Annotated in this window: 19 protein-coding genes and 1 pseudogene; 12 read left to right on the top strand and 8 right to left on the bottom strand. The window is 71.0% G+C overall.

Annotated elements, in window-relative coordinates:
* Positions 1-47 precede the first annotated feature (47 nt).
* The 11 genes from ACFXAZ_RS04625 (at position 48) to ACFXAZ_RS04675 (ending at position 10,790) form a co-directional block, all read left to right on the top strand.
* Positions 48-827, top strand: coding sequence for an SDR family NAD(P)-dependent oxidoreductase (locus tag ACFXAZ_RS04625; RefSeq protein ID WP_384585006.1), 780 nt, complete (start codon positions 48-50; stop codon positions 825-827).
* Positions 828-872: 45 nt separating this feature from the next.
* Entirely contained in the window at positions 873-1,691 is an 819-nt protein-coding gene (locus ACFXAZ_RS04630; protein WP_384585010.1) for a hypothetical protein, read from the top strand.
* Between the two features lie 375 nt (positions 1,692-2,066).
* Positions 2,067-2,669, top strand: coding sequence for a TetR/AcrR family transcriptional regulator (locus ACFXAZ_RS04635; RefSeq protein ID WP_384585013.1), 603 nt, complete (start codon positions 2,067-2,069; stop codon positions 2,667-2,669).
* Between the two features lie 363 nt (positions 2,670-3,032).
* Positions 3,033-4,028, top strand: a complete 996-nt coding sequence (locus ACFXAZ_RS04640; RefSeq protein WP_384585016.1) for an ABC transporter substrate-binding protein — start codon at positions 3,033-3,035, stop codon at positions 4,026-4,028.
* A 66-nt stretch (positions 4,029-4,094) separates the two neighbouring features.
* On the top strand, positions 4,095-5,057 hold the full coding sequence (locus ACFXAZ_RS04645) for an iron chelate uptake ABC transporter family permease subunit (protein ID WP_384585019.1): 963 nt from the start codon (positions 4,095-4,097) through the stop codon (positions 5,055-5,057).
* Positions 5,050-6,129 (top strand): iron chelate uptake ABC transporter family permease subunit, encoded by a 1,080-nt coding sequence (locus tag ACFXAZ_RS04650; protein WP_384585023.1) that lies wholly within the window; start codon positions 5,050-5,052, stop codon positions 6,127-6,129. The genes ACFXAZ_RS04645 and ACFXAZ_RS04650 overlap by 8 nt, the downstream gene beginning before the upstream one ends.
* On the top strand, positions 6,126-6,884 hold the full coding sequence (locus tag ACFXAZ_RS04655; protein ID WP_384585026.1) for an ABC transporter ATP-binding protein: 759 nt from the start codon (positions 6,126-6,128) through the stop codon (positions 6,882-6,884). Before ACFXAZ_RS04650 ends, ACFXAZ_RS04655 begins: the two co-directional genes overlap by 4 nt.
* 103 nt (positions 6,885-6,987) lie before the next feature.
* Positions 6,988-8,634 (top strand): bifunctional 3-(3-hydroxy-phenyl)propionate/3-hydroxycinnamic acid hydroxylase, encoded by a 1,647-nt coding sequence (locus ACFXAZ_RS04660; RefSeq protein ID WP_384585029.1) that lies wholly within the window; start codon positions 6,988-6,990, stop codon positions 8,632-8,634.
* A gap of 90 nt (positions 8,635-8,724) precedes the next feature.
* On the top strand, positions 8,725-9,369 hold the full coding sequence (locus ACFXAZ_RS04665; RefSeq protein WP_384585032.1) for a dihydrofolate reductase family protein: 645 nt from the start codon (positions 8,725-8,727) through the stop codon (positions 9,367-9,369).
* A gap of 215 nt (positions 9,370-9,584) precedes the next feature.
* Complete coding sequence (locus ACFXAZ_RS04670; RefSeq protein WP_382691390.1) at positions 9,585-9,998, top strand: MarR family winged helix-turn-helix transcriptional regulator; 414 nt, start codon at positions 9,585-9,587, stop codon at positions 9,996-9,998.
* Between the two features lie 150 nt (positions 9,999-10,148).
* Entirely contained in the window at positions 10,149-10,790 is a 642-nt protein-coding gene (locus ACFXAZ_RS04675; protein WP_384585035.1) for an isochorismatase family protein, read from the top strand.
* A gap of 40 nt (positions 10,791-10,830) precedes the next feature.
* Here the strand turns inward: ACFXAZ_RS04675 and crcB (ACFXAZ_RS04680) are convergent, their stop codons facing one another.
* The 8 genes and pseudogenes from crcB (ACFXAZ_RS04680) to ACFXAZ_RS04715 form a co-directional block, all read right to left on the bottom strand.
* Positions 10,831-11,205, bottom strand: coding sequence for a fluoride efflux transporter CrcB (gene crcB / locus ACFXAZ_RS04680; RefSeq protein ID WP_384585037.1), 375 nt, complete (start codon positions 11,203-11,205; stop codon positions 10,831-10,833).
* Entirely contained in the window at positions 11,202-11,555 is a 354-nt protein-coding gene (locus ACFXAZ_RS04685; protein WP_382691395.1) for a DUF190 domain-containing protein, read from the bottom strand. Before ACFXAZ_RS04685 ends, crcB (ACFXAZ_RS04680) begins: the two co-directional genes overlap by 4 nt.
* Entirely contained in the window at positions 11,552-12,037 is a 486-nt protein-coding gene (gene crcB, locus ACFXAZ_RS04690) for a fluoride efflux transporter CrcB (RefSeq protein WP_384585040.1), read from the bottom strand. The genes ACFXAZ_RS04685 and crcB (ACFXAZ_RS04690) overlap by 4 nt, the downstream gene beginning before the upstream one ends.
* A gap of 243 nt (positions 12,038-12,280) precedes the next feature.
* Entirely contained in the window at positions 12,281-13,324 is a 1,044-nt protein-coding gene (locus ACFXAZ_RS04695) for a 2Fe-2S iron-sulfur cluster-binding protein (protein WP_384585043.1), read from the bottom strand.
* The gene (locus ACFXAZ_RS04700; RefSeq protein WP_384585390.1) at positions 13,252-13,863 is read right to left on the bottom strand and encodes a hypothetical protein; all 612 of its coding nucleotides are present in this window, start codon (positions 13,861-13,863) and stop codon (positions 13,252-13,254) included. Before ACFXAZ_RS04700 ends, ACFXAZ_RS04695 begins: the two co-directional genes overlap by 73 nt.
* Positions 13,864-14,009: 146 nt before the next feature.
* A pseudogene (locus tag ACFXAZ_RS04705) lies at positions 14,010-14,420 on the bottom strand (ATP-binding cassette domain-containing protein); the annotation flags it as partial.
* 218 nt (positions 14,421-14,638) lie between these two features.
* A complete protein-coding gene (locus ACFXAZ_RS04710; protein WP_384585046.1) occupies positions 14,639-15,733 on the bottom strand; it encodes a LacI family DNA-binding transcriptional regulator in 1,095 nt (364 codons plus the stop codon).
* Between the two features lie 2 nt (positions 15,734-15,735).
* The gene (locus ACFXAZ_RS04715) at positions 15,736-18,765 is read right to left on the bottom strand and encodes an aminotransferase (protein WP_384585049.1); all 3,030 of its coding nucleotides are present in this window, start codon (positions 18,763-18,765) and stop codon (positions 15,736-15,738) included.
* A gap of 524 nt (positions 18,766-19,289) precedes the next feature.
* On the opposite strand from ACFXAZ_RS04715, the gene ACFXAZ_RS04720 reads away from it, so the two are divergent.
* On the top strand, positions 19,290-20,007 hold a 718-nt coding region (locus ACFXAZ_RS04720), incomplete at its 3' end, for an ATP-binding protein (protein WP_384585052.1).

Below are 20,007 nucleotides of genomic sequence, written 5' to 3' on the forward strand. Positions count from 1 at the left end.
GGTGAGCACGACTCTGTAGGCAATCACGGAGAGAATGGGTCAAGGAAATGGGAGATCTGGACAAGAAGGTCGGCGTCGTGATGGGAGCGGGGCCGGGCATCGGTCGCGCGACCGCGCTCGCTCTGGCCGAGGCGGGCGCCCATGTCGTCGTAGCGGCACGCAATGTGGAGCGGCTGGAGCTGCTCGCCGCGGAACTCGCCGATCGGACCGGACAGCTGATCATCCCCCTGGAGGCCGACCTCGGGGACCTCGTGTCCTGCAAGGACCTCATCGCGGAGACCGAAGAGCGCTTCGGCCGCCTCGACATCCTGGTCAATGTCGCGACCGGCGGCGGATCCCACGCGCCGATCATCGACGCGGACTGGGACGGGTGGCGGAAGGCGTTCGAGTGCAATGTCATCGGCAACCTCGAACTCAGCCGCCAGGCCGCGAGGATCATGATGCGGCACGGGGGCGGCTCGATCATCCAGATCGGCACGTTCGGCACCCACAGCCGGCCCGTGCGCCAGGGGTCCTACACCGCGACGAAGGAGGCACTGCTGTCCGCGTCGCAGACCCTGGCGAAGGAACTGGGGCCGGACAACATCCGGGTCAATGTGGTGACGCCGGGCTACACGACCGGGCCCAACCTCGACGGCCTGTTCGCCGGGGTGGTCCAGCGCACCGGAGAGTCCGTGGAAGAGGTCTCCCACCGGCTGGCGAAGACGGCCGCGCTCCGCACCCATGTCTCCCCGGAGGACATCGCCGCCGCGGTGCTGTTCCTCGCCGGGCCCGGAGCCGCCCGCATCACGGGCGTCGAACTGCCGGTCACCGCCGGTCAGCGCTGACAGATGGGTGACGATGACTGAACCTGCGTTCAGGAAGAGAGACTGATGTCCATGCCCTTCAAGCTCGACCACCTCGCCATCGGGGTGGAGCGGTGGGCCGACGCGTATCCCCGCTTTGCCGTCGAACTGGGCGGACGGTGGAGCCATGGCGGCGGCGCCGGTGAGTTCTGGCCCTACCAACTGACGTACCGCGACAACATGCACCTTGAGTTCATCTCACCCGGCGACAGCGCCGACGGGTTCATGCGCCGCTTCATCGACCGCGGCGGGTGCGGTCCGCATCACATCACCTTCAAGGTCCCCTCGCTCGACCGGGCACTGGAGGAGGTCGGCGGCCTCGGTCTCTCCATCCTGGGCGGCCGGACCAACATGGACTTCTGGCAGGAAGCCTTTCTGCACCCGAAGCTGGCCGGAGTCGGCACGCTCATCCAGATCGCGCAGATCGACGAAGAGGCCATGGCCCGGATGAAGATCGGTGCCAGGCGGCCGGCGGACTTCCCGGAGCGGACCGGGCCACAGCGCGGCGTGAGCTGGATCGGCCTGAGTGTCGCCTCGCTCGACCGGGCCAAGGATCTTTTCGTCGGCGTGCTGCGTGGCAACGTCGTCGAGGAGGGCCTGGGGTGGGCACGGCTGTCGTGGGGACCGTCACGCGGACTGCTGCTGCGCGACGCGGCCGGTGCGCCCGGCAGTCCCGAGCTGTGGAGGCGGGAACCCTTCCCAGGCGTGGCCCACGTGATGTTCGGGCCCGCGGACCTTTCGGTCGCCGACATCGCCGACAAGAAGGCCGACGCGGTTCTGTTGCCCCGGGATCCGCTGACGCGCACACCGGTCTGGATGGTCGATCACCCGGTGACCGAGGACTGACGAAGGCGCGCTGCTTCCGGGCGGCCGATGCCAAGGTGTTCCGCCCTCCGGACGGGCGCGCTCGTGTGCCTCTGCCTCGTCACCCGGCAGGGATGGAGACACTCTGATGGGTTCGTCCGGGACGATGACTGGAAGCAGCTTCTGGATCACACGAACCAGGGCCCGTCGGGGGCGCGGTGGACGATCGCGGCGAAGGCGCCGCAGCGACTGCCGTGGTCTCCGGCGGTCACTTCAACGGGGTGGCCGAAAAGGTCCACCCCTTCCCCGTCGGTCCGCAGGTCTTGAGCATTCCTACCCCGGACGGTACCGACCCTGAGTGCTAGGCTCTAGTTCTAGAATTGGGTCAGCGACCGAGACGGGAAGACGGGAAAGGCGTTGCAGATCACAGGGCCTCCGGCGCCGGAGACGCTACGGCAGAACCAAGCCGAACGCAGGCACCGAATCATCCGCACCGCGTTGCGCGCACTCGCGGGCAGCGACTACGAACAGGTCAAGATCTCCGACGTCGCGCGCGACTCGGGAGTCGCGCTCGGCACGCTCTATCGGTATTTCGCCTCGAAGGAGCACCTGTTCGCGGCCGTCTTCGTCGAATGGCAGAAGGCACTCAAGACGAAGCTGGAAAAGTCCGCTCCCGAGGGCGAGACGGAGGCTGACCGGCTGCGGGAGATCTTCTACCGCTCGATCCGCGCCTTCCAGGTGCAGCCGCAGTTCTTCCGGGTGCTGATGATGATGGAGACGACGACCGACACCTATGCGGCCGAGGTCTACAGTCAGGCCATGGGCTCGCAGTACACGCAAACCCTGCAACTCGCCTTCGACGGCCCGATCGACGCGAACCGCACAGCGATCATCATGACCATCGAGTCGGTGCTCGTCACGCAGTTGCGCAGCTGGGTCATGAACCGGTCGTCGATCAACGATGTCTTCCGGGGTGTGGACGACGCCATCAGGCTGATCTACCAAGGCCACGAGGGTTAGGTCTGCCGGCCTGTTCAAGCCGGTGACGATGTGATCGCCAGCCTGCTGTGCCGGTGCCGGTGCTCGTGCCTGTGCCCGTGCCGGTGGTGTTGTGGTGGCTACGAGACCTCTGCTGTGCCGGGGATCCTCCGAGGATCTGCCGGAAGCCGGGGTCTCGTCTCGTTTCGGGGCACCTGGGTGAAGCTGACCCCGGCGATGTCGACGCGGCTCATGGAACGCGCTTGATGCGGGGTTGGAGCCTATCCCGCCACCCACAGACTATTCTCAGCCAGTACTTAGGTTAGGCTAAGCATGGTTACACGTTCATGCAGCCGGATAACCGTGTGTTGACGGCTGCCCCGACCGTCCCAGGAGTCAGCCGCCGTGCGATCCATCCGTTTCCGCAAGACCACCCTCGTGACCAGCTCGGTCCTGTGCGCGGGGTTGGTGCTGAGCGCCTGCGGAGAATCCGAAGACAAGACGGACCCGGCCAACGCGGGAAGCGGAGGCACCGTCACCATCGCCACCGCCAAGGGTGACCTCGACGTCCCCGTGCGGCCCGCCCGGGTCGCCGCGCTCGACAACACGTCCTTCGCGACGCTCAAGGCGTTCGGGGTCAAGCCCGTCGCGGTGCCCAAGGCGCTGCTGCCGAAGGAGGGCTTCGAGGACTGGCGAAACGATTCCTCGATCCAGGATGTCGGCACCCACCGCGAGCCCAAGTTCGAGGCGCTCAACGCCAGTGAGCCGGACCTGATCATCGGCGGCTACCGCTTCACCGACCACCACGACAAGCTGTCCAAGATCGCCAAGACCGTGGATGTCGCCCCGTCCGACGAGGCCGAGGGCGGGTACGTCAACTCGCTGAAGACGCAGACCGAGGCGCTCGGCAAGGTCTTCGGCCAGGAGGCCAAGGCCAAGGACATCGTCGGCGCGCTCGACCAGGCCGAGAAGGACGCCGTCGCGGCCACCAAGGGCGAGAGCGTGTTCCTCGCGGTCGCCAGCGCCGGCAAGGTCGACAACGGCGCCAGCCGGATCGGCCGGCTCGCCGAGCCGCTGAACCTGAAGAACGTACTCAGCGCCGAGGGCGAGGACAGCACCTCCGTGCACAACGACTCCGGGCTCGCCCCCGAGACGGTCGCCAAGCTCAACCCCGACTGGGTCATCATGCTGGACCGGGACGCGGCCGTGGGCACCGAGGACGGCTCCGAGGCCATCGCCGCGAAGAAGATCGTGGACGGCATGGAGGCGTGGGACAGGACGACCTTCCGCACGCAGGACCAGGTCATCTACCTGGCGAGCGACTTCTATGTGACCGAGGGCGCCCAGGCGTACACCGACGCCTTCAACCAGGTGGTCACCGCGTTCAACGCGGCCGGCTGACACCTGACCGCCGACGCGGCCCCGCTCGCTGCGGAGCCGCGTCGCCCTCCTCGTACCGGAAGCCCCATGCGCCGACTTCCCCTGCCGCTCGCCGCCCTCGGTGTGCTGGCCCTGGTCATCGTCTCGCTGTTCGTCGGCGGCTACGACATCGACCTGCACGCGCTGTTCACCGACCCCGAGGCCCGGCGGATGTTCCTGATCTCCCGGGTGCCGCGCACACTCGCCCTGATCCTCGCCGCCGCCGCGATGGCGGTCTCCGGCGTGATCATGCAGATGCTGGTGCAGAATCGATTCGTCGAGCCGACCACCACCGGCACCAGCGAGTGGGCGGCCCTGGGCGTGCTGCTGCTGACCCTCCTCGCACCGGCCGCGCCACCCATGGTGAAGATGGGGGCCGCCAGCGCCTTCGCGTTCATCGGCGCACTGGTCTTCCTGTTCGTGCTCGGCCGGATCGCGCTCAAGTCCCAGGTCATCGTGCCGATCGTGGGCATCATGCTGGGCGCGCTGGTCAGTGCGGTGACCCTGTACATCGCCTCCTCCACCAACCTGTTGCAGATGCTCGCCACCTGGCGCTCGGGCGGGTTCAGCTCCGTGGTGCGCGGCACCTATGAACCGCTGTGGGTGGTCGGGGCCATCGTCATCGGGCTGTACCTCGCGGCCGACCGCTTCACCATCGCCGGGCTCGGCCGTGACACGGCCGTCGGTCTCGGACTGCCCTACCGGCGCATCCTGTTCATCGGACTCACCATGGTCGCCCTGGCCACGGGCGTGACCACCGTCGTCGTCGGGTTCCTCCCCTTCCTGGGCCTGATCGTGCCCAACCTCGTCTCCATGGCGCGCGGCGACGACGTCCGCAAGAACCTGCCCTGGGTGGTGCTCAGCAGTGTCGCCCTGATGATCGCCTGCGACCTGGTGGGCCGGCTCGTCGTCTTCCCACTGGAGATCCCGGCGACGGTGGTGCTGGGCGCGGTCGGCGCGGTCGTGTTCGTGGCGATGATCCTGCGTCAGCGAGGGAAGGTCCATGTCTGAGCGTCACCTGTCGGCCACGCCCGGGGTGCCGAGCGCCGCACCCCGGGACGAAAGGCCCGCCGAACCGCACGCCGTACCGCCGGATGCGGGGAAGCGCGTGCCCGCCCCCGATGGCCGTCGCGGGCTGCCCGCGGCCGTCCGGCTCGGCCTGGCCGCCGTCCTCGCCGCCGCCTCCATAGGCGCCTTCCTCTTCCTGTTCATCGAAGGCTCCTTCGAGTTCGCCTTCGAGCGGCGCCTGACCATGTTCGGCACCATGGCCGTCGTCGCGTTTGCGCAGGCCGTGGCGACGGTCGTGTTCCAGACCATCACCCACAACCGGCTGCTCACCCCGTCCATCATGGGTTTCGACGCCGTCTACATCCTGATGCAGACGCTGCTGGTCTCCCTCTTCGGCGGCAGCGTCCTCGCCGCCACCGACGGGACGCCCAAACTCCTCACCCAGACGCTGCTCATGGTCGGCTTCACCATGCTGCTGTTCGGCTGGCTGTTCTCCGGACGACAGGGCAGTCTGCACGTACTGCTCCTGGTCGGGGTGGTGCTGGGGCTCGCCTTCCGCAGTCTGTCGGACTTCCTGCAACGGCTGCTGTCGCCCGCCGAGTACGACGTCCTGTCGGCGCGGCTGTTCGGACGGCTCAGCAGCGCCGAAGCCGAGCACCTGCCGCTGGCCGGCGCGGTGTGCCTGATCGTCGGCGCCGTGATCTGGCAGCGCCGCTACCGGCTCGACACCCTGCTGCTCGGCCGGGACACCGCCACCAACCTGGGCATCGCCCACAAGCGCGAGCTGATGGTGATGCTGCTGCTCATCTCCGTGCTCATCGCGATGTCCACCGCGCTCGCGGGCCCCATGACCTTCTTCGGATTCGTCACCGCGATGCTCGCCTACCAGCTCGCGGGTACCCACCGGCATGTCGTCGTCCTGCCGATGGCGTTCCTCATCGGGCTGATCACCCTGGCGGGCGGACAGTTCGTCATGGAGCACGTCTTCTACGCCTCCGGCATGCTCACCGTCGTCATCGAGTTCCTCGGCGGGGCGGTCTTCCTCATCCATCTCCTCAGGAAGGGCACCCTGTGATCGAGTTCACCGACATCCGCAAGAGCTACGGCGACGACACCGTGCTCGGCCCTGTCTCCGGACAGATACCCGCGGGCGGTGTCACCTCGCTCGTCGGCCCCAACGGCGCCGGGAAGTCCACCCTGCTGACCATCATCGGCCGGCTCGCCGAGCCGACCTCGGGCACCGTCACCGTCGACGGACTCGACATCCACCGGGCCAAGTCCCAGGAGGTGGCCCGGACCCTGTCCATCCTCCGCCAGGAGAACCACTTCACCGCCCGGGTGACGGTACGCGAGCTGGTCTCCTTCGGCCGCTTCCCGCACAGCCGCGGACGGCTCACCCCCCAGTGCGTGGCCCACGTGGACGACGCCCTCGGCTTCCTCCACCTCGGCGACCTCCAGCACCGCTACCTGGACCAGCTCTCCGGCGGCCAGCGCCAGCGCGCCTACGTGGCGATGGTGCTGGCCCAGGACACCCGGTACGTCCTGCTGGACGAACCCCTCAACAACCTCGACATGAAGCACTCCGTCCGGATGATGGGCCAACTGCGCCGCGCCGCCGACGAACTCGGCAAGACCATCGTCCTGATCGTGCACGACATCAACTTCGCCGCGGCCTACTCCGACCGGATCATCGCCCTGCGCGACGGCCGCGTCGCCGCCTCCGACACGGTCGACGCCATGATGCGGGCCGACGTACTCACCGAGGTGTTCGACACCCCCGTCCAGATCCACGAGATCGACGGGAAGCGGACCGCCGTGTACTACCAATGATCGGCCGGCCCAGCCGACACGGCCAACGCCGCACAGTCCCGCCGCCCGCCGAATAGTACGGTGACGTTGCTCCCGATCCAGGCATGGCACCCCGGGCTGACCGATGAGCGAAGAACCGACGACCAATACGAAGACGACGAAGACGACGAACGACCCGGCGAGCGGGGACCCGCGCCCCGACGCCGATGTACTGATCGCGGGCGCCGGACCGGTCGGCCAGGTGCTGGCGCTGCTGCTGGCCCGGCAGGGGTTGCGGGTGAGTGTGGTGGAGCGGTGGGCGCGGCCCTACCCGCTGCCGCGCGCGGTGACCATGAGCCATGACGTCCAGCGGGTCCTGCGCCAGCTCGGCCTGGGCACCGAACTCGACCCGATGCTCGAACCCTGGGGCCTGGACGGCCAGAGGTTCGGCTTCGCGGACGGTTCCGGTCTCATCGTGGGTGAATCGGCGTGCCCGGCGTCGTCCGAGTCCGGCCACGCGCGGATGTCCGGCTTCTCACAGCCCGACCTGGAGACCCTCCTGGAGCGGCGGGTGCGGGCCGAGCCCCGCATCGCCCAGTACCGGGGCCACACGCTCGACGCGCTGACCGACGACGGCGACCGCGTCAGCGCGCGCATCCGGCCGCACACGGGCCTCGCCCCGGCGCCGGACGGCGTACCCCGCACCCTGCGCGCGGCCTATGCCGTCGGCTGTGACGGTGCCAACAGCACCGTGCGCGCGCTGCTGGGGCTGGAGCTGACGGACCTCGGCTTCAGCCGTGACTGGCTCGTCGTGGACGTCGTCCCGCACGCCCCGCCCGGCTGGCTGCCCTACGCCTGCCAGTTACTGGGGCCGGGCAGACCGACCACCCTCGTACCGGCGGGCCCGGGGCGGCGGCGCTGGGAGTTCATGATCCTGCCGACGGACGACCGGGAGTCCGTCGACACCGACGAGAACGCATGGGAGCTGCTGGCGCCTTTCGGGGTCCACCCCGGCAACGCCGAACTGGTCCGGCACGCCCGGTACACCTTCCGGGGCCGCTGGGCCGACCGGTGGAACCACGGCCGTGTCGTCCTGGCCGGTGACGCCGCACACCAGATGCCGCCCTTCACCGGCCAGGGCCTGAACTCCGGCATCCGCGACGCTGCCAATCTCGCCTGGCGCCTGGCCCTGCTGGTCCGGGGCGAGGGCGACGAACGGCTCCTGGCGGACTATTCGGCCGAACGCGCCGGGCAGCTGGCCCGCATCATCGAGGACACGGTGGGCCTGGGCCCCCTGATCTGCATGACCGACCCGGCGGAATGCGCACGGCGCGACGCCCTGCTGGGCGGGAGCGCCGGCCCGGTCCACGAGGTGCGGATGAACTGGACCCTACGCGGCGGCACCCTCAAGGACGACGGCATCGGCGGCGGCCTGGGCTTGCAGGCCAGGGTCGGCGCGGGGACCCGTACCGGCCCCCTGGACGAGGTGATCGCCCCCGGGACCTTCCTTCTGCTGGGCCGGGACCAGGACCCGCTGGACCTCCTCTCACCCGCCCGCCGCACTGCCTGGCACCGGCTGGGCGGCCGTAGCGCCCACTTCGGCCCCGGCGGACTCACCGACCCCGAGGGCGCGTACGCCGCCTGGTTCGGTCGGCTGCCCGCCTCGGTGGTCGTGATCCGCCCCGACTTCCACCTGTTCGGCGGTGCCCGCGACCCGCACGCGGCGGACGACCTCGTACACCACCTGACCCGGCACGTTCTGTCCGAAAGGGCACCACACCGGTGGCGATGAGTTTTCCCGTCCGGGAGAGTCTCACCACCGACACCGACACCGACAGTGGCCCGGTCATGGTCACCGTCACCGTCATTGCAGGAGGAACACATGACTCAGTTGCTGAGGGTGCAGAACTTCAATGTCTCAAGTGATGGCATCGGCGCGGGTGAGGATCAGACCCTGGAGCGGCCGTTCGGTCATGTCGATCCCGCGCGGCTGTTCGCGTGGGCCGGGGCCACGGCGAGCTGGCCCATGCGGACGGAGCCCGGGGGCAGCCGGGGCCTCGACGACTACCTGACGCGGGACTACCCCCGCAACATCGGCGCCGAGATCATGGGCCGCAACAAGTTCGGCCCCCAGCGCGGGCCCTGGCAGGACCATGAGTGGCAGGGCTGGTGGGGTGACGAGCCCCCGTTCCGCACCCCGGTGTTCGTCCTGACCCACCACGAGCGTCCCTCGTTCACCCTCTCCGACACCACGTTCCACTTCGTCGACGCCGACCCGGCCACGGTCCTCGCCCAGGCCAGGGAGGCGGCGGGGGGCAAGGACGTCCGACTCGGCGGCGGGGCCACCACCATCCGGCAGTTCCTCGACGCCGACCTGGTCGACACCCTGCACATCGCGGTCTCGCCGATGAGGCTCGGCTCCGGAGTACGCCTGTGGGAATCCTCCGACGAACTGCTCGACCGATTCCACCGGGACGTCGTCCCCAGCCCGAGCGGCGTGACCCACCACCTGTTCTGGCGAAAGTGACCGCCGGCCTTTGAGGAGGGGGCGGGGGAGTGGCCGGGGTCACCCCTCGCCGCCCGCGTGAGACACCCCCTCCCGGCCTGGATTCGTCCGGCGCTGCGTACTCCCGGTGCGGCCGGTGCGAGAATGATGCAGGCGCATTCATGGAGGAGGCTGGAGTGTCGGGTACGGAGCCGGTGAGGTCGAGGGCTTTCAGGGTCGGGGTGTGGCGGTCGTTCATGGAGGTGCATCAGCGGGTGCTGGGGGAGATCGAGCGGGAACTGGCCGAGCGGCACCGGCTCTCCGTGAGTGAGTTCGACACCCTGGTGAACATTCCGCTCGCGGGTACCCGGCTGAAGGATCTGAAGGAGCGGATCGTGCTGACCCAGAGCGCGGTGAGCCGGATGGCCGACCGGCTCGCGCAGCGCGGTCTGGTGACCCGGACGCCGATCGAGGAGGACCAGCGCGGGGCCCTGATCCAGCTGACCGAGGAGGGCCGGAAGCTGCTGCGGGCGGCCGTGCGGACCAATGCCGAGGTGGTGGAGCGGGCCTTCGCCGGGCGCCTCTCCGGGCAGGAGCTGGACATGCTGTACGGCGTTCTGGCGCGGCTGGAACCGGGAGAGCACCCGGCCGACTGCGACACCAGCGAGTGACGCAGACCACACCGGGCGGCTGATCGGGCGGGGAATGGCCGCCCACCCCTCATGGTTAAGATGAATGCGCAAGCAACAAACAGATGCTGGCGAAGCGGGCGACCGCCCCGGCCGTGAGCACGGCCGCACCCCAAGGAACCAGGAAGAACGATGAGCGAGAACAGCTACCTCACCCACCGGCTCACCCCCGAGAACACCGGGATCCTGCTGGTCGACCACCAGACCGGACTGATTGTCGGCGTCCAGGACCACGACCAGAACGAGGTCCGCCGCAACGCCCAGGCCCTCGCCCGCACCGCCAAGGTCTTCGGCCTCCCGATCGTGGCCACCACCTCCGCACCGCAGGGCCCCAACGGCCCCCTGCTCCCCGAACTCGTGCGCGAGCTGCCCGAGGGCACCCCGCTCATCCACCGCAGCGGTGAGGTCGACGCCTTCGACGACCCGGCCTTCGACGCCGCCGTCCGCGCGATGGACCGGCCCAACCTGGTCATCGCGGGCGTCATCACCGACGTATGCCTGATGTTCGCGTCCCTGTCCGCCCTCGGCCGGGGCTACCAGGTCCACGCCGTCACCGACGCCTCGGGCACCACCAACACCCTCGCCCGGGAAACCTCCCTGCTCCGCCTCCAGAACGCCGGTGCCACCCTCAACAGCACCGTCGGCGTCATCTCGGAACTGCTGCGCGACTGGAAGAACCCCGGCGGCCCCGGCACCGCCGACATCTTCAGCAGCCTCGCCATGCCGTTCTACGGCGCCGTCAGCGCGAGCCACGCCGCCGCCGGCGGCAACTGAGCCGACCGCGGAACGGCCTGAGGGGGGAGCGGGTGCCCCCTCAGGCCCATAGCGCGTTCGCCACCGCCGCCCCCACGAAGGCCGCGCCGAGACCGGCGACGACGCTGGCGACGACATTGGCGGCGGCGAAGAACCTCGCGCCCTCCTCCGCCAGCCGCATCGTCTCGTAGGAGAAGGTCGAGTACGTGGTCAGCGCCCCGCACAGGCCGGTGCCGATCAGGAGTTGCAGCGAGTGGGACGCGGCGCCGTAGGTGACCGCGCCGGTCAGCAGGCCCAGGATCAGACAGCCCGCCGCGTTGACGGTGAAGGTGCCCCAGGGGAACACGGTGTCGTGGCGCCGCTGCACGGTCATGTCGGTGAGATAGCGCAGGGGCGCGCCGACGGCGGCTCCGGCGATCACCAGCAGCCAGTTCACTCGGCACGTTCCTTGGACCGGCCCACGTACCGGATGACCTCGCAGTCGTCCAGGATCACCAGGCCCTCGGTGACCAGTTCGTCCAGCTGGGGCAGAAACGCCCGGACGCGGGTCTCGTCGTCGATGATGACCACCGCGATGGGCAGATCCTGGCTCAGCGACAGCAGCCGGGTCGTGTGGATCAGGGAGGAGGCGCCGAAGCCCTCGATCCCGCGGAACACCGACGCGCCCGCGAGTCCGGCCCGGTGGGCGCGGTGGACGATCTCCGTGAACAGCGGCTTGTGATGCCAGACATCGTCCTCGCCGATGAAGATGGTCACGCGCAGCGCGCGCCCGGTCAGTCTCGTCATGCTTGCCTCCACGCCACGATCCGGCGGGTCGCCCACGCCGCGCTCCACACCGCCGCCAGTGCCGCGATCAGTGTCAGTCCCAGATACAGGAGTCCGGCCCGGGCCCGGCCACCGTCGACCAGTTGCTGGATGTCGACCGCGTAGGTCGAGAACGTGGTGAAGCCGCCCAGCACGCCGGTGCCGAAGAACGGCCGCACCAGCCGGTGCGCCGCCCACACCTCGCTGATGATCACCATGAACACACCGATCACCGCGCAGCCGACCGTGTTCACCCAGAACGTCGTCCACGGGAAGCCGCCGGTCGCCGTCGGCCACAGCAGGGCAGCGCCGTAGCGGGCCGAGGCGCCCAACGTCCCGCCCAGCGCCACCACCGTCACCACGGGAAGCTGCGCGCGCCACTGGCCGGGCCGCTGCGAAGGGACATGGAGGTCGACGTCCGGGTCGGTGGGCTCACCCACGGCCGGCGTCCGCGAGGGCTTCATCAGCTGCGCGTCTCCTACTCGCCAGGCCCTTGTTCTTCCGACGGGCATGATCCGACATAGGTTACGGCGCGTCCCTCCGGCGCTCGGGCCCGCGTGGTCGCGGTCGGCGGTCGGTCGGTTCGTGGCCGGGCGGCGTTGGACTTCCCATACCGATGATGATCACACGAGCACCTTCCCGGGCGCTCGCGGGCCGGGCCGATGCCGCCCGGGAGCCGCCGTGTTCACCGCGACACCCGGCCGTCCTCACGCGTGCACGGTGACAGCACCCGTGGGTACCGCGCAGCACAGCAGCGCGTGGCCCGCAGGGACCGGCAGGCCCGGGGCGATCAGGTGTGCCGTCGCGCCCTCCACCCGCTGGAGGCAGGTTCCGCAGGAGCCCGCGCGGCAGGCGGAGGGGAGCCGGACCCCGGTGGATTCCCCCAGGTCCAGGAGGGTGCCGTCGTCGGCCGTCCAGGTGGCCTCCGCCCCGCTCGTGGCGAAGCGGACGGTGAACGGCCCCGGGGCCGGCGGTGGCCGGTCGGTCAGCGGTACCTCCACCGGTGAGAAGAAGCGCTCGTCGGTGATCGTGTCGGCCGCGAGCCCGGCGGCCAGCAGCCCCGAGCGGGCGGCCTTCACGAACTCGCCGGGGCCGCACAGATACGCCTCGCCGCCGGGATCGGGCGCGAGCCGCGCGTAGTCGGCCTCGGTGGGGCGGCCGTGCCGGGCGCCCGGTGGCAACGGGCCCGGCGCGGCGGTGACGTACAGCCGCCCGGCGGCGCGCGGGAAACCGGCGAGGAGGGCGGTGATGTCCGGCCACAGGGGTGTGTCCTCGGGCGTGCGGACGACATTGAGGACCGTCACCGGCCGGTCGGGGGTGGATTCCGCGAGCGCGCGCAGGATCGGCACGACGGGCGTCACACCCACCCCGGCCACCGCCGGCAGCAGCGGCCGGGACCTGTCGGCCGAGACGAGCGGAGCACCGTAGGGGCCGGAGATCCGCAGCGGTGTGCCGACCCGCAGCGCGTGCAGGAGCGGGGAGACCCGGCCGTCGGGCACCCGTTTGACGCTGATGGCGGGTGCGCCGGGGGCCGTGCCGGTGAGGGTGTAGCAGCGCCAGGCCGGGCCGCGTCCGTCCGCGAGGTGGACGCGCAGGTGCTGGCCGGGGGCGGCGCCCAGACCGGCGGGGTCGTGCAGGCGCACGGTCGTGACCGTCGGGCTCTCCTCGCGCAGTTCCGTCACGGTGGCATAGCGGGGCCGGTCGGGTTCGGGGGCGGGCAGGGTACGGGGGTCGGCGGGCGTGTCCAGCACGGTGAGGGTGTCTCCCGCGGCGACCTGGCCGCCCCGCACGACCCGCGCGAGTTGCCGCGCAGCACGGTGCCGTCCCGGTCCACGATGACACCGACCGCGTTGATCACCGTCGCGGCGAGGATCCTGATGCCCCCGATCCGCCGGAACGCGGCGCCCTGGCCGGCGAATTCGGTACGGGAGTACTCGACCTTGCCGACGGAGGCGCCGGCCCCCGCCCCGCAGCGGCCGACGGGGAACTCCCCGTGCCGGGCGGCGCGCATCGCGGCCCGGCCGAGGGCGGCGTCCGGGGTGCCGGCGTTGTCGCGGGCGCTGAAGTCGTAGATGATCGCCCCGGCCACGCACTTGAGCTGGTCCCAGTTGACGTCGTTGCCGACCCGGGTGAGGAGTTCCGCCGCGACGCCGGGCGCCGCGCCGAGCCCGTAGAGGGAGCCTCCGGCCAGACAGACGGCGTGCGCGAAGTGGTCGGCGCCGTAGGTGAGGCCGATGGCGCCGCCCCGGGCGTCGAGGGACATCCGGGCGCCCGCCGGGACATGGACCACGGCGACGCCGGTCGGGTGGTGCCGTGCTCGTCGGCGAGGGTGAACAGCAGCCGCAGCATGTCCTGCCGGACCTGCGCGTCGAGCGCCGCCGTGGGCTCGTCCGCGATCAGCACGGCCGGGGTGCGGGCCATCGCCATGGCGATGACGACCCGCTGGGCCATGCCGCCGGAGATCTCGTGCGGGTACAGGGCCAGGACCCGTTCGGGGTCCTTGATACGGACATGTTCCAGCCGTCGTACGAGGTCGGCCCGGCCGGGGCGGCGGATGCCCCCGGCACGCAGGGTGAGGGCGAGTTGGCGTCCGACGCGCAGGGTCGGGTCCAGGGCGCCCACCGGGTCCTGCGGGATGAAGCCGAGGCGTTCGCGGCGCAGCCGGGCCAGCCGGTCGCGCGGCAGGTCCAGGACGGACTCGCCGTCCACCAGGACCCGGCCCCGGGGGAATCGGGTCGTGCCGGGCAGCAGCCGGCCGATGAGAAGCCCGAGGGTGGACTTGCCGGACCCGGACTCGCCCACGATCCCGACAACTCCTTGCCCCATAGGGCCGGATCGTTCCGGCATGCCGGAAAACTATGTGCGGCACATGGTGATGTCAATGCGGTCGCGCGAAATTCTCCGAGGAGTGGAATGGCTTCCGGAAGTGATACGAAAAAAGGCATGGGTCTTTCGCGGACAACCGTGGAGGCTGTCCGCGAAAAACCCATGGGGGAATTCTCCGTGGCAGAGCGCGGGGGTTATTGCTGAGGGGAGTTGTGGACTCTATGGACCGTGTGGACTTCTTATCGGGTCGGGGTGGGGCGGCTGGAATTCCGGATGTTCAGCTCTATCGGAACCGAGCGTATGGTCCCTTGCGGTGTCTGCCGGGCGAGGATCTCGCACAGCAGCCGGGCGCATTCCGCCCCCACCGCGCGGGGATGGAGTTCGATGGACGTGATCGGGGGATCGGCCAGTCGCATCGACGAACTGTCCACACAGGACGCCAGCAGCAGATCCTCACCCACCGTGCGCCCGGCGGCGCGCAGTTCGGGCAGGATCGCCGCCGCGGCGCCATCGGCCGCGCACACGATCGCGTCGATACCGGGAGCGCGCACGAGCATCCGGCGCACCTCCGCCTGGAGCGCCTCGGGAGTGGAGCCGAACGGAGCCCGGTGGGTGAGGTCCGGCGCACCCCGCCGGGCACACCACTCGCTGTATGTGGCGCACAGGGTGGTGGCCCATTCGGCGGTGGTGTCCGAGGCCAGGAAAGCGACCTGGCGGGCCCCCCGCTCGCCGAGATGGTCGAGGAGTTGCTCCAGGTGGGTGTGGTGGTCGGAGAGGACGACCCCGGTGGACTCCTTGTCCCCGGCATAGCGTTCGGCCGTCACGACCGGCAGACCGCAGCTCATCAGCTGGTCGACCACCGGGTCACCGGCCATCGGGTCGCACAGCACCAGCCCGTCGACCTGGGGGGCGCCGGGCCCGTCGCCCAGATGTCCGGCGGACATCAGCGTGACATTGAGACTCGCCCTGGTCGCCTCCTCGATCACCCCGAACACGAACGACATGTAGTACTCGGCGCTGGTCAGGAACTCCGGGATGTGCAGCCCGATCGTCTCCGTCACCGAGGTGCGCAGCGACCGGGCGTTGCGGTTGGGCGCGTACCCCAGCTCCCGTGCCGCCGCCGTCACCGCCTCCCGGGTCGCCTCCGACACCCGCCCGTGTCCCCGCAGCGCGTCCGAGGCGGTGGTCCGGGAGACCTTCGCCAGGCGGGCCACGTCGGCGATGGTCGGTGTGGTGGGGAGGGGGACCCGGGGTGTGTTGGGGTCGGTCGGCGCGGCGGGCAGCGGGACCCGGGGCTCTTGGGTGTCCCGCGCCGCCGCCTGGCCGTGGGGCATGGTCACCATCCGTGGGTGAGGGTGTCGTCCAGCGCGGCCACGAACCGGTCCGCGCTCTCGGGGGTCAGACACAGCGGGGGCTTGATCTTCAGGACGCACTGCCGGTCCGAGGTGGGCTGGACGATCACGCCCAGTTCCCGCAGCCGCTCGCAGATCGCGGCGGTCTCCTCGGCGGCCGGTTCCCGGGTGACACGGTCCCGGACCAGCTCCACCCCGAGGTAGAGGCCGCTGCCGTGCACGGCACCGATCAGCGGATGACGCTCGGCCAGCTCCAGGAGCCCGTCCCGCAACCGGTCGCCGACGGAAAAGGCGTTCTCCTGGAGCCTCTCGTCCCTGATCACGTCGAGAACGGTCAGCCCGACCACCGAACTGACCGGACTCCCACCCGCCGACGAGAAGAAGTACCCCTGGGAGCGGTAGGCCGCCGCGATCTCCCGGGTGGTGATGACCGCACCCAGCGGATGCCCATTGCCCATCGCCTTGGCGACGGTGACGATGTCCGGTACGACGCCTTGCTGATCGAAGCCCCAGAAGTGTTGGCCGAGCCTGCCGTAGCCAACCTGGACCTCGTCGGCGATACAGAGTCCACCGGCCGCCCTGACCGCCGCGTACACCTGCTCCAGATACCCCTCGGGCAGGGCCATTCCGCCGGCGTTCCCGTAGTACGGCTCACAGATGAAGGCCCCGGGCGGCCGTCCCGACGCGGACAGTTCCTCGATCGCCGCGACGGCCTCGGGCCCGTACCGCACGGCGTCGGCTTCCCGGTGGATTCCCCGGTAGGCGTTGGGGGCGGGCAGCGTGTGCACCCAGCCGGGCCGGGAGGTGAGGGCACCCGGGTTGTCCGCGACGGAGGTGGAGACGGCGTCGCTGGCGTAGGTCCAGCCGTGGTACGCCTCCCCGATCGCGACCGTGTCCTGCCGTCCGGTCGCCGCCCAGGCCAGCCGCAGGGCGAGGTCCACGGCCTCGGAGCCGCTGTTGACCAGGAACACCTGGTCGAGCGGGGCGGGCAGCAGTTCGGCCAGCCGCTCCGACAGTTCCACGACGGAGGAGTAGTGGAAACGGGAGTTGGTGTTGAGCCGCTGCCACTGCCGGTGCACGGCGGCGCTGAGCCGGGGGTGGCCGTGGCCGAGGATGGTCACATTGTTGAGCATGTCCAGATAGCAGCGGCCCTCGGTGTCCACGAGGTACTGCCGCCAGCCGCGTTCGATCCGGGGCGGGGCGTCGTAGTAGTGCTCCTGCACGGCGGCGAAGGAGCGGTCACGCCGGGCGAGCAGCCCGGGGGGCGAGGCCGGGTTGTCCTCCGTGGCCTCGCCCGCCGGGGGGACCGGCTCCGCGCCGCGCGGGATCAGGAGCCGGTCGAGAAGGGCGGCGGGGAGGTCGGCGGGGGTGTCGATGACGAGGAGGGTGGGGTCCGCACAGCACGCGAGCCAGCCGGGCACGAGTCCAGGGGTGGCGAACCTGGGCGGGACGCCGTCGTCGGCGAGCCGGGTGAGCAGCACATGGGGGACCGGGGCGTCGGGGCGGGGGGTGAGGGTGGCTATGGCGTCGCCGGGCTGGACGGCCCGGCCCAGCTGGGCGGGGCTTCCGGGGCGGGACCCGTCCTCGGGGTCGGCGCCCTCGATGATCAGGCGCCAGCCGTCCTCCGTGGTGAGGGTGACCATGTGCGGACCCTGGTGGAGGGTGCCGGGCCAGGGCGCGGTGAGGGTCACCGGGTGGGCCGTGCGCACTTCCACGCCGAGGGCCGCCGTGGGCGCCGCCGGGTCGTCGGTACGGGACCGGGTGAGCCGGTGCTCACCGTGCCGGGTGAGGACGATGGCCGCCCCCTCGGTGAACTCCCGCGCGGCCAGGGTGTCCTCGGCGTCGGGGGCGAGCCAGGCGCCGTCGTGCAGTTCGTCGGAGAGGACGGACAGGTGCAGAGTGGAGAAAGCGCCGCCCGGCTCGGCGAGCAGCGGATGCAGTGCGGTGGGCGGGCCCGGCGGCGCGGGGTGACCGGTCTCCGCGCGGAAGGTCGCGGTCATCACCTCGGCGGGCACGGACAGGGCCGCCTCCAGCATGGCCCACTCACGGTCGAGGGCGGCGGTGGCGTAGTCGTTGCCGGGATCCTGGAGCGCGTCGAACCGCCCGCTGGCCACCAGCACGGCACAGCGCAGCACGATCAGCGGCCACAGCGCGTCGGCCTCGTCGGCGGTCAGGGGCCGCACCGCGTGGAAGGCACGGACGGCGGGCAGCACCGACGCGGGTCCGCTGTCGTGGTGGTGCAGCACCGAGGCGCAGGTGACGGCGAGTTCGGCGACGGCCCAGCCGGGCCCGAGATCGCCGAAGTCGATCACGCCGACCGGCCGGGGGCGGCCGTCGGGCCCCGGGTCGCAGACGACGTTGTTGTCGGTGACATCACCGTGGATGGTCTGGACGGGCAGTCGCGCGACATACGGCGCGAGCCGGGCGTGTGCGGCACGGGCGGCGGCGCGTACGTGCTCGGCCGCCGCCCGGTCGGTCAGCTGCGGGGTGAGGGCCTCCACCACGGCGAGCCCGTTGCGCAGGTCCCACAGCCGGGGGCCGTCCTCGTCCGGGGCGCTGAACCCGGCGAGCCCGGCGGCCACCCGTCCGGACAGCGCGCCGAGCCGGGCGACGACCTCCGGGGCGAGATAGCGGCTGTCCATGATGGGCTCGCCCGGAACATGGTCGAGCAGCCGGGCGCACAGGTCGACCCCGTCCACGGAGACCCGCTGGACGAAGGCGCCGTCGGTGCCGCGGCGGGCCCGGGGCAGCCGCAGGTCCGGCGCCGCGACCGAGAGCGCCTCGATCGCCCGTACCTGATGGTCCAGGACGGACGGCCGGGTCGCGGGATTGGCGATCTTCAGGACATGGTCGCCGCCGTCCTCGCTGCGCACCCGGTGGTTGAGATCCTGCTGGCTGCCGAGGTTGTGGAGTGTGCCACTGACGCCGAACCGCTCCTTCAGCACGGCTGTCAGCGCTCCCTCGCCGATGGCGACCATCGGCGGTATCAGCCAGTCTGCGGACGGGATGGCCATGGCGCTCCGATCAGTGACATGCGAGGACCGCCCGGCCGGCGGGCGGGGTGCCGTATTCCTGTTCTCCTGCCGTACTGCCGGAACGATCCGGCAGGAATGATGGTGAAGATAGGGACGGCCCGCGGAGTGTGTCAACGGCCCGGACGGAAATCGGGCGAACCGGGATCGGATCGTGGCCCGTGGGGGCGGGGGCGGACTGGCCGACGTCTGCGAATGACCCGCCGCCCGGAGCGCCGTATGGGAGGGGAATCGGCCAACTCCACGGAATGAGGGGTTGTTACCGGTCCGAGCTACGGCGCGGGGCGTGGTCGGCGGGAGGCGTGGGATTTCTGGGCGATCCGGCCATGGGCATCCGTCCGACGCTGGAGGCTGCCGCCCGGCCCAGGGGCTGATTTCGGCCGTCGGTGATGCTTCGTACCGCTCGTACGTTGGTACGAAAGCGATGTCCGCGTTCATGCTGGACGGTTGACGGGGACGGGTGGGCGGACGGCGCCGGGCTGTGCGGACGGATGGAACAGGGGTCTGTGGACGACATCGGCGTGCCGGATGACGGGGGCGGCGAGGAGCGGCTCGTCGGTCGGGGCGTGGACCTCGAAGCGATCGACGCCCTGCTGAACGCGCCCGGGGCCGGGCGGGCCGTGCTGCTCCAGGGGGAGGCGGGCGTGGGGAAGACCGCCGTACTGGACGCCCTCGCCCGGGCGGCGGCAGCGGGCGGGACGCGCGTACTGCGGGCCGCGGGCGTGGAGTTCGAGGCGGATGTGGCGTTCGCCGGGCTGAACCAGATCTTCTTCCCGCTGCGCGACGCCGTGGACAGCCTGGAGGCGGCGCACCGCGACGCGCTCCGGGTCGCCCTCGGACTCGGCGCCGGACCGCCGCCCGACCGGCTGCTCGTCGGCAACGCGGCGCTGCTCCTCCTCCACCGGGCCGCGGCGGACACGCCCCTGCTGGTCGTGGTGGACGACCTGCCGTGGATCGACCGGGCGAGCGCGGCCGTCCTCGGGTTCCTCGGCCGTCGGCTGACCGGCAGCGACATCGCACTGCTGGCCGCCGCGCGTTCCGGCGACCTCACCCACGAGCAGGACGAGGGGGTCGGCTCTCCGGGGGCTGCGGGAGGGGTGGGGGGATTGCCGTCGGCCGGGCCGCGGGGGGGGCGGCTGGCGGGGCCCAGCCGCAGCCGAGCTGCCCGCGCAGAGCACCTCGCGACGCGAGCCGAGCGCGGGGGCGGAGTCTCGGCGGAGACGG

It is taken from the genome of Streptomyces sp. NPDC059477 (assembly GCF_042749375.1).
Taxonomy (GTDB): Bacteria; Actinomycetota; Actinomycetes; order Streptomycetales; family Streptomycetaceae; genus Streptomyces.

Coding starts and splice junctions, on each gene's coding strand:
- ACFXAZ_RS04625 (WP_384585006.1), top strand. CDS start 48: ATGGGAGATCTGGACAAGAAGGTCGGCGTCGTGATGGGAGCGGGGCCG.
- ACFXAZ_RS04630 (WP_384585010.1), top strand. CDS start 873: ATGTCCATGCCCTTCAAGCTCGACCACCTCGCCATCGGGGTGGAGCGG.
- ACFXAZ_RS04645 (WP_384585019.1), top strand. CDS start 4,095: ATGCGCCGACTTCCCCTGCCGCTCGCCGCCCTCGGTGTGCTGGCCCTG.
- ACFXAZ_RS04650 (WP_384585023.1), top strand. CDS start 5,050: ATGTCTGAGCGTCACCTGTCGGCCACGCCCGGGGTGCCGAGCGCCGCA.
- ACFXAZ_RS04660 (WP_384585029.1), top strand. CDS start 6,988: ATGAGCGAAGAACCGACGACCAATACGAAGACGACGAAGACGACGAAC.
- ACFXAZ_RS04665 (WP_384585032.1), top strand. CDS start 8,725: ATGACTCAGTTGCTGAGGGTGCAGAACTTCAATGTCTCAAGTGATGGC.
- ACFXAZ_RS04670 (WP_382691390.1), top strand. CDS start 9,585: ATGGAGGTGCATCAGCGGGTGCTGGGGGAGATCGAGCGGGAACTGGCC.
- ACFXAZ_RS04675 (WP_384585035.1), top strand. CDS start 10,149: ATGAGCGAGAACAGCTACCTCACCCACCGGCTCACCCCCGAGAACACC.
- ACFXAZ_RS04685 (WP_382691395.1), bottom strand. CDS start 11,555: ATGACGAGACTGACCGGGCGCGCGCTGCGCGTGACCATCTTCATCGGC.
- crcB (WP_384585040.1), bottom strand. CDS start 12,037: ATGAAGCCCTCGCGGACGCCGGCCGTGGGTGAGCCCACCGACCCGGAC.
- ACFXAZ_RS04710 (WP_384585046.1), bottom strand. CDS start 15,733: ATGCCCCACGGCCAGGCGGCGGCGCGGGACACCCAAGAGCCCCGGGTC.
- ACFXAZ_RS04715 (WP_384585049.1), bottom strand. CDS start 18,765: ATGGCCATCCCGTCCGCAGACTGGCTGATACCGCCGATGGTCGCCATC.